Below are 12,657 nucleotides of genomic sequence, written 5' to 3'. Positions count from 1 at the left end.
AGTTTAAGTGGCGGCTGATGGGGTCGCTGGGCGGGGTTTGTAGGAAGGCGCTGGATTAGCGCTTCGTGTAATTTTCGTTTCGACGTCCGGCTTGGATTTTGCGGTTCGTGTCGGGTGCGGGAAGGCCTTTAGCAAATGGTGACGGGGGATCGTTGTGAGCGCTGTAGCGGGTGGCGTTGGTAACTGGTCGAACTCGTAGCCGTGCGGGAACTTTGTAGGTTCAGGGAAAGTAAGTGTGGATTGGAAGTGTTGCGTCGTTTTGTGGTCGGCTTGATCTTATTAGACATAATGTAAATTAGCGCATTTTATGTTTGTAGCGGCTAGATTGTAATGTCCGCTTTTAGCCAGATTCAAATGTCCGCTTCGAACCGCCTAAGCTTACCCCGCGCCGATGCTTCGGCGCAGGAGACCGCGATGGCTGCAACGGACACGATTACCATGTCGATGCGCGAGTTGGACCGATTCAAAGTGATTCAGTCAGTGGTCGACGGACTGCTCAAACCGTGGCGGGCCGCCGAGCGACGTGGACTGAGTACACGACAGGTGCGGCGTCTCAGTGCGCGGTTACGCGAACAAGGCGCGCCGGGCCTGGTTTCCGGCAAGCGCGGTCAAACGGGCAATCATCGTGTCGACGCGGGCTTGGCGGTCCGGGCCGTGGCCATCGTCAAAGAGCCCTATAGCGATTTTGGCCCGACGCTTGCCTGCGAGAAGCTGCGCGAGTGTCATGACATTCGGCTGGCCAAGGAAACCGTTCGGCGGCTCATGATCGGCGCCGGACTCTGGACGCCACGTCGACAGCGTCCTCCAAGGATCCATCAGCCGCGCAACCGTCGCTCGTGCTATGGCGAGCTGATCCAGATCGATGGCAGCGATCATCGCTGGTTCGAAGCTCGCGCGCCGGCGTGCACGCTGCTGGTGTTCATCGACGATGCCACCAGCCGTCTGATGACCCTGCACTTCACGGCCACCGAATCGACCTTCAGTTATTTCGAGGCAACGCGCCGCTACATCGAGCAGCACGGCAAGCCCTTGGCGCTGTATAGCGATAAAGCCAGTGTGTTCTCGCTCAACCGGGGCTCGCGCAAGGCTGACAAGGGGGTCACGCAGTTTGGCCGGGCCTTGTACGAGCTCAACGTCGAGACCCTGTGCGCCAACAGCAGTCAGGCGAAGGGGCGCGTGGAGCGTGCCAACTTGACCTTGCAGGATCGGCTCGTCAAGGAATTGCGGCTGCGCGAGATCGACACGTGGGAGGCCGCGAATGCTTATGCGCCCCACTTCATCGCCGACTTCAACGACCGTTTCGGCAAGCGCGCGAAGAGCGACTTTGACGCGCATCGTCCGGTGCGTGCCGACGAGGATCTCGATTCGATTCTGACGGCACGCGAATCTCGTTGCGTCTCGGCCTCGCTGACGGTGCAATACGATCGCGTGATGTACCTGCTTGAAGATTCGCCGGCGACGCGCGCCTTGATCCATCGCTATCTCGATGTGTACGAGTACCCGGACGGGCGCATCGAGATTTGGGCGAATGGCGCGGCGTTGCCCTGTCGACGTTATGATCGCCTGTCCCATGTCGACCAGGGCGCTGAGGTCGACAACAAGCGTCTTGGACACGTCCTTGCGCTGTCGAGGCAGGTGCAGATGGAGCGCGACAATCGCCCTATCAAGTCAGCGCCCTCACGCACCAATCGGGGCGAAGAGGTGCGCCCGAAGATGCGCGCCAACAACACGCGCAAGCAACGCGAACTCAAGCAGATCGACCTGAACGCGATGATGCTCAGAAGTGCCAAAATGCGGGCAGCCTCGGTGGGGAAACTGTCTTCTTTGGAAGCAGGAACCGACCCCAAACCGGACATTTCAATTTAGCCGAATATCGGACATTTCAAATTGGCCTCGACATGCGTGTTGCGGCAGTATCCTAGTGTCGTGTTTGGGATGCGGCGGAATTCTTGGACTGCCTTATATCGTCAGCCCGAGGCTCGCCCGGTATTCAATCGGACTGAGTGCGCCAAGCGAGATCTCGATCCGCTTCTCGTGTACCAGCGAATGTACGAATCAACGGCCTCAATGAATTGATCGGTGCTGCGGTACAAGCAGGCGGCGCATAGCCTTCGCCCGACGCCCGGGCAAAGGCATAAGCGACCGATCTAACCAACCCCCTTAACCTCCATCAACCTCCCCCACTCGTAATCGACTATATCCGGATGCATGGGAAACACGCCCGCACCCGGCGTGAAGGTCAACTCGCCGAAGAGGATTCGATCGTCCGGTGCGTAAAGATCTACCCGCACGTATTCGAAGCCTTCCGCAAGGCTAACGGCGACCGAGATCAACTCATCAAAGCACTGCGGTCGCGGCGCCGCGACCTCACTACGCGGATAGTGGCCGATCGCAATATCGAGCCGGTTCCAGTTCCCGTCATACATGTCGCCACGTGGATGCTCGCCAAACCGGTCCGAAATGAGCGCGATGTAAATCGTGGGCTGGCTGTCTCTTCCGTTAAAAAAGCAATGGATCTTGATGTCAGCAGGAACGGCACCGCTGGAATCGAGTAAAAGCTCTTCAAAGAAAATGCGCGGCTTGATGGTCCGATAGTGACGCTCCCGCGCTATGCGATAGAAGTCGGTGATCAGCCATTCGCGCGCAAGCGCGTCGAGCTCCTCGAAGGACGTCTCGGCCTTGTCGCGAACTAGCTTGACGAAACCACTACCGTGATTCGCCTTCATCACAAAGCTTGTCGGCAGAGAATCGAACTCCTCGCGGGTGAACCTCTCTGGTGTGGCGATTATCTCGGTCAGGTATTGCTCACCGACCTTGCGCTGAACGTAGTCGCGCACGTTGAGCTTGTCCGCAAGGTCCGCATACCGGGGGTCCGGAAAAAGACACCGGTAAAGAATCTTCTCGTTGAACGTCTCGGGAGCGCGCACGTTGGGAAAACGTCCTACCTTGTGACGATGGTAGAGCATGAGATACGCGGTATCAGGGAGCCACCCCTTTGCACCGTTGAACAGTCTCCTCGGAAGCGACATCCCTCTCTCCTTAAGAATTTCTATGTAACGCTTGCTGTGATCCATCCATTCGAGCCCACAAGCCACTGCGTCACCTTACTCGGTGACCTCGTCTTGTGAATGCACGATCATGCAAGGAAGAACTCTCGAAACTTTCGATTGGTTGACCACAGTATGAACAGCTCGAATGCTCGACGTTGTGCGCTAACCAACAGACGTACGATCTGCGTTTTTAAGCACGACGTCCGGTCATTCTTTACTGGAAACGATATACGCGGCAGGGCAAAACGCCCGAAACAATTTCACCTATTTTGAGGATTCCCTTGCAATTCGTTGGCGGCCATCGAAGTGTTAGGTACACCACAAAAATTGGGATTTCTACCTAGGACCATAAGGCCTTAAGCCCAAGAAAGTCTCCTCATTCGTTTCTCTAAACGAGGGAAAACCGTGAAAATTGCGATTGTCCATGATTGGCTCGTGGTGTCTGGAGGCGCGGAAAAAGTTCTGCAGCAAATTATCGAGTGCTTTCCAGGCGCCGAGATTTACACCATCGTTGACTTTCTTAAAGACCGCGCTTGCGTCAAGGATTGCAAAGTACACCCGTCCTTCATTCAAAAAATGCCCTTTGCAAAAAAGCGCTACAGGTCTTATCTGGCGCTAATGCCTATAGCAATCGAACAGCTCGATCTTTCAAGTTACGATCTCATCATTTCCAGCTCTTACGCGGTTGCCAAGGGAGTAATTACCGGACCGGATCAGCTTCATGTCAGCTATGTTCACTCGCCGGTTCGTTATGCCTGGGACTTACAGCATCAATATCTCAACGAAGCGGGCCTGACCAAGGGGTTGAAGTCGGTCATGGCGCGGCTTTTGCTGCACTATATTCGCGTATGGGACGCACGCTCGACCAACGGCGTGGATTATCTGATCGCCAATTCGCACTTCATCGCGCGCCGTATCAGGAAGGCATACCAACGTGACTCGACTGTGATTTATCCTCCGGTCGATGTGCGTTCACTTCCCATGCGAACACAGAAAGATGACTTCTATTTAACCGCATCGCGACTTGTACCGTACAAGCGCATCGACCTTATCGTAAAGGCGTTTTCCCGCACGCCGGAGCGGCGTCTTGTCGTGATCGGGGACGGTCCCGACATGCAAAAGATTCGTGCGTCCGCAGGTCCGAACGTCGAGATCCTCGGCTATCAGTCATTCGAGGTCTTGCGTGACCACATGCAGCGCGCGCGCGCTTTCGTGTATGCGGCCGAGGAGGACTTCGGCATATCGATCATAGAAGCCCAAGCATGCGGCACGCCGGTCGTCACGTTCGGCAAAGGCGGCGCACTGGAGACGGTGATCGGCCTGCCACGCGAACGCCCCACAGGCCTCTTCTTCAAGGAGCCAACGTGTGAGTCGCTTATCGATGCCATCGAGCGCTTCGAGCGCAACGCGCATCTGTTCGATCCGCGCGCATGCCGCGAAAATGCCGAAAGATTTTCCACCGAAAAATTCAAGGCGTCGTTCTCGGCGTTCATCGAAGTCAGGCTAGCTCGTTTCCGTGCCGAAAAAGAAGTGGCTCCTGTACCAAGTCGAAGCAATGTAGCGGTGACCGAGTCGCAAGTGTGACCGAACACCTCGGATGCGAAAAAAGGCGTTGCGAGTAATCAACCCGCAACGCCTTTATCTTTTAGGGATTACTTCGGCTCAACCGTGGGCCGACCGATGGCCTCGTAGACAAAGCCCAGCTCCGCCATATTCTCGGGATCGAACAAGTTGCGCCCATCGAAGATTAACGGCTTCTTCAAACCAGCATGCAGCGCTGCGATATCGGGGCTCTTGAACGCTTTCCATTCGGTGACGATTACAAGCGCGTCGGCGTCCTTCACTCCTTCATACTGGTTGCTACAAAATTTAAGCCTTGCGCCGTACGAAGGGTCGTCTGCCAAGTCAAGCGCGAAAACCCGTTGCGCCTCCTCCGAAGAAACCGGATCGTATGCACGAACAGTCGCGCCTCGCTTGAGCAATTCGGCAATCAACCTGCGGCTCGGTGCTTCGCGCATGTCGTCGGTGTTCGGCTTGAAGGCCAGCCCCCAAACCGCAAGTGTTTTCCCCGTCAGGTCCTCACCAAGCCGCGCGCAGACCTTGCTGACAAGCACGTCCTTTTGCGCATGATTCACCGACTCCACCGAGTTCAGTATCTGCAGATCGCGGCCGTACTCATGCGCTGTTTGAATCAATGCACGCACATCCTTAGGGAAACACGAGCCACCGTAGCCGCAACCCGCATAAAGAAAATCGTAGCCGATGCGCGGGTCCGATCCTATGCCACGCCGCACTGCCTCGATGTCCGCGCCCACCATATCGGCGAGATTCGCCAACTCGTTCATGAACGAGATACGCGTCGCAAGCATTGCATTAGCAGCGTACTTCGTGAATTCGGCGGAGCGCACATCCATATACATCGTACGTTCGTGGTTCCGATTGAATGGCGCATAAAGACGCGTAAGCATGGCGCGCGCGCGTTCGCCCGAGGTATCGGACGCGCAGCCAAGTACGATCCGGTCCGGGCGCATGAAGTCGACAACGGCTGCGCCTTCCTTCAGAAACTCAGGATTAGACACGACCGAGAATTGATGATTTACGCCCCTGGCATCAAGCGCTTTTCGCACGGTGTCGGCGACTCTATCTGCTGTGCCGACCGGAACGGTCGACTTGTCGACGATCGTCTTGAAACCTTGCGCGTACTTGCCAATCTGCTCGGCAGCCGCTAATACGTATTGAAGGTCTGCGGAACCATCTTCATCAGGTGGCGTACCTACGCAAATGAACTGTACGTCTCCGTGCTCTACCGCCTTGGCGACGCTCGTCGTGAAGCTGATTCGTCCTGCCTTCACGTTGCCCTGAATCAGCTCCTTGAGTCCTGGCTCGTGAATGGGAATGCCGCCCCGGTTAAGCAAATCAATTTTTTCTTGGTCGACATCCATGCAAAGAACGCTGTTGCCCACTTCGGCCAGGCATGCGCCTGTAACAAGGCCAACATAGCCCGTACCAACGACGGTTACTTTCATAAGCCCGCTCACAATAGAAAAGTTAAAAGGGACCGTCTAAGCGGCGCGACGGTCAAAAGGCCTTACTAACCACTTCTTGAGACGTCGAGCATGAAATCGACGGTATGCTGGCTAAAGCGACCAATGAGCATGAGCCGACGCTGTGCTTCTTGACCGCCGTATGTTTTTGTTGCAACGATGATTACGGCCAGGCCGCTAGGCGGCTTTGCCTCATCGGCTGGAACACCACGCGTTTCGAAGTCGTCCGGCAATTCGACTCTCGTTGGCCACGCCCTCGCGAGTATCACGCGCTTTATTACCGATCCTGCCTCGTTCCGTATCTCGACCGGCACGGTTAGATCGTTGTCGGCGGTGTCCGTCGATGACGCAGCAAGATTGAGAATGAGCACACGGGCCATCACAGCATCTCCTGTTCGGTGTCTGAAGCTCGTTGATGCACCTGCTCTTTTGCAAGCGACAAGCTCATTCTCTTTACGGGGTCGTGATCGTCGCCGGTAGCAAGCGATTGAACTCCGCCTTGATAAGACCGTAGCATTCGCAAGCACGCGCTTCGAGCGCCTTGCGATCAAGAACGCGAATGCAGCCGCGCGTCTGATACACGACGCCGTGCGAGTGCAATCTTCCGACTGCTTCGGTGACGCCTTCGCGACGCACCCCCAGCAAGTCGGCGATGTGCTGCTGCGTGACGCGCAATTGATTCGATGAAGCCCGGTCGAGCCCGACCAGAAGCCATCGACAGAGTTGACTGCTTAGCGAGTGATACCGATTGCATGCCGCGTTCTGCGCGATCTGCGTGAAGAACGCATGGATATAAAGCATGGAAAGGCGATCAAGGAGCCGCGAGCGCTGCAAGTGTTCTCGCAGCAGATGCGCGTCCATGCGGTACGCGGTGCCGCTGCATTCCACTGTGACCATCGTGGGCATGGTGTCGCCTTCCGTTAAAACGGGCACGCCAACCATGCCTTCACGCCCTACCGTTGCAATCTCGACCGAGCAATTGCCGTCCAACGCATGTGACAGCGAGATGACCGCGGACGCCGGAAAGTACACATGAAGAAACGAGTCATGTGCATTGCAAAGCACCTGTCCCGCTCGCAACTCGATGATCTCGAGATCGGGTGCGAGCGCCTGCCATTCTTCCAGTGGCAACGCTCGCAACAAATGATTTCCGTGCAGATCCGATTGAAGATTCAGCATAAACTCGCTCTCGTTTTTTTGGGGCGCGTAACAACACGCGCTCTAGAAGGTGAATCAGCTATTCGTTCGAATCTCGTAGCTTTCCGCTAGCGGGCACGGTGGAGGGGTTTGCGCCCATCGGATGTCGATTCTTCCGGTCTTGGCGGAATTTCGACAACCTTTCCGATCGCTGCTCCAACTTGCTGAAAAGCGACATGAGAACGACCAAAAAAACAAATGTGCACAACACCCAGACAACTGAAGCCGCACGAGCGATGAGAGCGAAGAATGCGCGCGCTCGGTCGATGATCCACATAGACGACTCCGTGAACGAAGGTTCGTAGTCCAAATCCCTTCAAGTCGAGATTAGCCAACCGCGTGCCTCTGTAGGGAGACCGTCGGCATCTCGTACTGGCGGGACGGCGGACACACGGTGGAGCGTTCGCACCGACGCGTTGTCCAATAGGGCTGTTGACTTTTCGCATGATCGTCCTTAGACGAGCGGCGCCCTACTTTGCTCTAAAGATGTTGTCGAATGCTGCGTATCAGTCGAATGCACCTCCAGAGAACAGGTCCTAGGCCTACTAACTATCGTAGATTGCTTACGAGGTTCAATGTGGACTAGGGCACCAAAGTCCAAAGCGCTCGAAATTTCAATGCTCACATTCCATCAAAACGAAAAAAGTCTTGTTCAACCAATGAGGAGTACGATAAAACGCGTGCCTGCTGCGAAGTGCCTTATGCGATCAAGTAACTCAGGTATTAGGTGCCCAGTTAGCTAGCGGAAATCGGGTCTGCTTAGAGCAAAAAACAGCAAATACGCTCCGTCTTATTCATCAGACTAATCGGCCGACTTGTTTGATTGAGCTACATGTCTTCCATCTGATGAATTTCGCGCAAACCTTTGCGCGAAAACGTTAGTTGGGACCACCAATTTTAAGATGTCAAGCACATGTAAGGATGGAGCCGATTTTATCAGTGGATTTCGCCAGGCGTAAAGGTGAAGCGCGGGCTCATTAAAGAGTGAACGTACGATCTAAAAATCGGCAACGTTTTTCAATTTTGAAACAAAAGGATTCTTAATGCTTGCTTTTTTGTACGGCATGTACGTCAGTGTTTTCCCGCACAGAGCCAAATATAGCGGCAAGAAAAACTTCTTGTGTGTCTTCATCACACCAATGCGCGTGTACCACTGACGTTGACTGCACGTGTCGCTGGGCCGGGATCCTCCTTCTCGGACTAATTTGTCCGGGACTCGCCTTCCTCGTCGTTGAGCAATGGGTATCTTCCTCGGAGAGCTTTCCATGAAAGCAGTGCAATTTGCGCTGGAGCGAATTAGGAAGTCGATTAACACCGCTGATGCCTTGAACATGCGGTCATCCGCCGTTCTCGTGTCGGACTTACGGCTTCTAATTGAAGTAGCTGAGACGGCCGAATTGGAACGTCTGACAAATGCAAGTTCACAAATTCCCGTGGCCGAACGATAAGCCTTCGTACCACGTCGTAGCCGGTACGCACCGGAATAATTCGCAGTATTGACGGGGGGTCCATGGGGTTTACCATTAATGGCAAATTTGCATCTCAACGCATCACAGGCGTGCAACGCGTTGCATTTGAATTGACGCGGGCGTTGCAGGCGCAGGCTTCGACTCCGAACGATCTGCCGCTCGTGGTGCCACCCGACGCCAAAGACCTTGGACTAGCCAGCCGCAAAGGGCGTTTGCCGCAGCTGCTCAAGGGAAACCTATGGGAGCAAGTCGTTTTGCCGCTCGAATCGGCGCAGGACACACTGATCAGCTTGTGCAATACCGGGCCGCTGCTCAAACGTCGTCAACTGGTGATGATTCACGATATGGCGGTTTACGACGTCCCTCAAGCATTCTCGAAGAGGTTTTCTTTTTGGTACCGATTCAAGTTTTCAGTTCTCGCTAAGCAGACCCGACTGATTCTCACCGTATCGGACTTCTCCAAACGGCGCATTTGCCACCATCTAGGCTTAGCGGAATCGCATGTCGAGGTCATTCGTCCCGGCGCGGATCACATGGATCGCATAGAGCCTGATCCAGCTATTCTCACTCGTCTATCGCTTGAGAAAGGGAAATTCTGTGTTCTGGTCGGGAGCCTGGATCCTCGCAAGAATCTGCAGCGCGTGCTCGATGCTACGAAGCTGCTCGAAAAAAAATCCGACATCAAGTTCGTCGTGGCGGGAGGAGCAAATCCGCGTGTTTTCGCCGCACAAGACGTGCAGGGCGTCGCGCAATCAGATAAGGTGACTTGGGCAGGTTTTGTATCGGACGGCGAATTGAAGGCGCTGTATGGAAGCGCTGCTTGCCTCGTTTTCCCATCTCTGTACGAGGGTTACGGACTTCCGCCGCTAGAGGCCATGCGTTGCGGGTGTCCGGTCATTACGTCTTCGGAAGCTTCGCTTCCCGAGGTCTGTGGCGACGCGGCCATGTACTGTGATCCGCTTTCAGCCACTGATATTGCTGCGAAGATCGAAGTGATGACCACACAACACGATGTCCGCGAGTGGCATCGTCAACGCGGATACGCGCGAGCCAACCAGTTCAGGTGGGACCGCGCTGCGTATGCGCTTGCGCAAATTCTCTATGGCGAACGCCACGAAAGTGCGCTTTACTTAAAGACGCAACCTACCAAGGATTAAATAAATACCGTAGTATTACAGATGACTTGCGGAACGCTTCCTGGATCAGCGATAACACCAACTACTGCGGATGCCGTGAAAATACTCATCGCGAACACTTTGTATCATCCGGATTCCGTCGGCGGGGCAGAGATATCGACGCGACTCCTTGCGGAGGGCCTTGTCAAGGCCGGAATGGAAGTGTGCGTAGTTTGCGCTACAGGCGCCGGCGTGGATCGGATCAGCAGACTTAACGGCGTAAAGGTCTACCATCTTCGCTCGGTCAATGTTTATTGGCCGCACAAACCGAAAAAGCATTCGTCTGTCGTCAAGCTTATCTGGCACGCCATCGATCTGCACAACGTGATCATGTCGCGCAAGCTCAAAAATATCATTGCGCGGGAAAGGCCCGACATAGTCAACACGAGCAACCTTTCCTGCCTCTCAATTGACATCTGGCGCGTGGCTCGTAATGCCAACGTGCCTATAGTGCATACGGCTCGCGACTACTATCTCATGTGCCCGACGTCCACCATGTTTTCCGGTGCGAAGCCTTGTGAGCGTCAATGCGGCATGTGCTCGTTGTATGCGGGACCGAAGCGTGCCGCATCCGCGAGTGTGGACGTGGCCGTCGGCGTAAGCAGATTTGTCTTGCAGAAGCACGTCGATAATGGCTTCTTCCCAAGCGCAATGCGCACCGAGGTCATCAGCAATTGTTATGTTCCGCTGGACGATGCTGTTCCCATGAAGCGCGCTTCAAAGTACGAAAGCGGCCCTGTACGGCTTGGCGTGCTCGGACGCGTTTCGCCGGAAAAAGGACTTGAGGTTTTGTTCGAGCAGCTTCTTGCGGATCATTCGCTCGAATGGACGCTTGCCATCGGTGGTAAGGGCGATGCGGAATATCTGGGGGAGCTGAAAGAGAACTATGCCGACCCGCGCGTCGAATTCCTGGGGCAAGTGAAGCCTGGCGAATTTCTGGAAGCTATCGACATTCTCATCGTGCCATCGAAATGGAATGAGCCCTTTGGACGCGTGACGGTCGAAGCTTACTCACACGGCGTGCCGGTCGTGGCTGCAAACACAGGTGGAATTCCGGAAGTAATCGAGCCGGGCTCCAACCTTCTCTTCGATATGGAGCAGCCGCACACGCTTATAGACAAACTCCGCGATGCCGTGAAGCTCCTGCAGGACACGTCATTGCACGACCGCTTGCGCCAATACGCCGAAGGTTTTAGCGTTGCCGCGATGGTCGATGCCTATATCGACGTCTATCAAACTGCGTTGACTAAGCCTGTTCTCAAGAACGTCGCTTAAAGCAACCCCATCGCACAATCTATCTCGCCGAGGCGGCGCCTGCCGCTTCATTCGGGAACGCCCTGCTTCAAAAAGAACGGAACTCGCTGCATATAGAGCGTTGTCGCCATGGCGATCGCGACGTATGCCTGCACTGTGAGAAGCGCTGTAGCGGCGCCTAGTTCCGCAAAGAACGTGGATAGAACGGTCAGAAGCGCAACGTTGAGAACCGCCGCGCCCAAAAGCACGCGTCCAAACTGCGACTTCATTCCAAGAGGCAGCATGGTCTGCACGCCAAAGACATCTGCAATACCTGACAGGAACGGCACGAACGCCATGAGACGCAATACGTCGACTGTAGGCTGATAGTGCGGACCGTAAAGCAATTTCACCGCTAATGGCGCGGCTGTAAAGATGGTCAAAGAGATCAACGCAACAACCGTCCCTTGGAACGCTAGCATTTTTCTCAAGAAGGAAAAAGCCGCATCGCGCGAATGATGCATGAGATAGCTGATGCGCGGATATGCGGCGGTTTTGAGCGGGCTCATGATGCCTATGGCGGCGCGGATTAGCTTATCGCCCGCAGCGAAGTAGCCGGCGGCAACGTTCCCGGAGATAAGGGCTAGCAGCACCGTGTTGCTCGACGCGCTGTATTCATTGATGGCCGTCGCGAGGAAGACGCTCCAGCCGTCCTTGAGGGACTTTGCAATCGAATCCAGCGATACGGAAACAAAGTCGAGCTCACGACGAAAGTAAAGGTACGTCATGATGGTCAGACCCGACATCAAAGGTACGAGCGAATTGACGCCCATTGCCCAGTAGATGTCGTCTCGACTGTGCACGAGCAAGTACATCGCGGGAACGCTCAGCACGCGACTCGCAAAGACAATGGCGCCCGTGATGCGCAAGTCTTCGATGCCCTGGAAATACCACGTCGGAGTGAGCATCGCGCCAACGGCAAGGCCAAAGCCTAGGAGGAGAAGTTCGCGATCTTGTGCAAGGCGGTCAAACACGAAAGACAGGGTCAGCAAGATGGTAAAGCCGCCAATCGTGACCACACCCTGCGCGCAAAGCGTCGACCAGAAGACTCGAGAGCGCTCTTCGCGATTGGCGCGGTTGACGGAGATTTGCGGCGTAGCAGTTAAGCCAAAGCCGTAGTTCGTCAAGACAATAAAATAATTAATGAAGGCCAGCGCAAACGCGAGGCGCCCGTACCCCTCCGGTGTAAGCACGCGGGTGAGCAGGGGAAGCGTGAGCAGTGGAACCGCGTAGGTCGATACCTGAAGAAGCAACAAAACCGCAAAATTCTTCCGGAACGAAGAAGCCATATATGTACTCGAGCGTGAAGGGTTTCACGTGTCGCATTCCAGTCACGGGCGAGCACACGCGATGAGTGCGGCAAACAGCGACAGACACAGCCGCGCTAAGCAGCGCTCGAAAGATCGCATGAAAGACCATTAAGTCCTTC

9 protein-coding genes and 1 pseudogene are annotated in these 12,657 nt (G+C 55.1%); 4 read left to right on the top strand and 6 right to left on the bottom strand.

Annotation, left to right across the window (positions count from 1 at the left end; genetic code table 11):
- Positions 1-414 precede the first annotated feature (414 nt).
- Positions 415-1,866 (top strand): ISNCY family transposase, encoded by a 1,452-nt coding sequence (locus P9292_RS39110; protein ID WP_309964924.1) that lies wholly within the window; start codon positions 415-417, stop codon positions 1,864-1,866.
- 93 nt (positions 1,867-1,959) lie between these two features.
- Here P9292_RS39110 and P9292_RS39105 read toward each other — a convergent pair.
- Together P9292_RS39105 and P9292_RS39100 are read right to left on the bottom strand one after the other, a co-directional pair.
- A pseudogene (locus P9292_RS39105) lies at positions 1,960-2,078 on the bottom strand (IS3 family transposase); the annotation flags it as partial.
- A gap of 69 nt (positions 2,079-2,147) precedes the next feature.
- Positions 2,148-3,029 (bottom strand): ATP-grasp fold amidoligase family protein, encoded by an 882-nt coding sequence (locus P9292_RS39100; RefSeq protein ID WP_309847876.1) that lies wholly within the window; start codon positions 3,027-3,029, stop codon positions 2,148-2,150.
- Between the two features lie 426 nt (positions 3,030-3,455).
- Here P9292_RS39100 and P9292_RS39095 point away from each other — a divergent pair, with 426 nt between their 5' ends.
- Positions 3,456-4,634, top strand: a complete 1,179-nt coding sequence (locus P9292_RS39095) for a glycosyltransferase family 4 protein (RefSeq protein ID WP_250527296.1) — start codon at positions 3,456-3,458, stop codon at positions 4,632-4,634.
- Positions 4,635-4,702: 68 nt separating this feature from the next.
- On the opposite strand, the gene P9292_RS39090 is transcribed toward P9292_RS39095, so the two are convergent.
- The 3 genes from P9292_RS39090 to P9292_RS39080 all read right to left on the bottom strand — a co-directional run bounded on the left by P9292_RS39090 (position 4,703) and on the right by P9292_RS39080 (position 7,273).
- On the bottom strand, positions 4,703-6,076 hold the full coding sequence (locus P9292_RS39090) for a UDP-glucose/GDP-mannose dehydrogenase family protein (RefSeq protein ID WP_250527295.1): 1,374 nt from the start codon (positions 6,074-6,076) through the stop codon (positions 4,703-4,705).
- 65 nt (positions 6,077-6,141) lie between these two features.
- Positions 6,142-6,474: a hypothetical protein gene (locus P9292_RS39085; protein WP_250510583.1), complete on the bottom strand. Its 333-nt coding sequence runs from the start codon at positions 6,472-6,474 to the stop codon at positions 6,142-6,144.
- A 73-nt stretch (positions 6,475-6,547) separates the two neighbouring features.
- Positions 6,548-7,273 (bottom strand): Crp/Fnr family transcriptional regulator, encoded by a 726-nt coding sequence (locus tag P9292_RS39080; RefSeq protein ID WP_244831387.1) that lies wholly within the window; start codon positions 7,271-7,273, stop codon positions 6,548-6,550.
- A 1,528-nt stretch (positions 7,274-8,801) separates the two neighbouring features.
- Between P9292_RS39080 and P9292_RS39075 the strand changes: the two genes are divergently transcribed.
- Entirely contained in the window at positions 8,802-9,917 is a 1,116-nt protein-coding gene (locus P9292_RS39075; protein WP_309964922.1) for a glycosyltransferase family 1 protein, read from the top strand.
- A gap of 75 nt (positions 9,918-9,992) precedes the next feature.
- On the top strand, positions 9,993-11,210 hold the full coding sequence (locus P9292_RS39070) for a glycosyltransferase family 4 protein (RefSeq protein WP_309964920.1): 1,218 nt from the start codon (positions 9,993-9,995) through the stop codon (positions 11,208-11,210).
- Between the two features lie 47 nt (positions 11,211-11,257).
- On the opposite strand, the gene P9292_RS39065 is transcribed toward P9292_RS39070, so the two are convergent.
- The gene (locus P9292_RS39065; protein ID WP_250468026.1) at positions 11,258-12,517 is read right to left on the bottom strand and encodes an oligosaccharide flippase family protein; all 1,260 of its coding nucleotides are present in this window, start codon (positions 12,515-12,517) and stop codon (positions 11,258-11,260) included.
- Positions 12,518-12,657 lie beyond the last annotated feature (140 nt).

It is taken from the genome of Caballeronia sp. LZ001 (genome assembly GCF_031450875.1).
Lineage (GTDB): Bacteria > Pseudomonadota > Gammaproteobacteria > Burkholderiales > Burkholderiaceae > Caballeronia.
The sequence above is the reverse complement of the archived record's forward strand: the minus strand, read 5'-3'. Positions and strand labels throughout refer to the sequence as shown.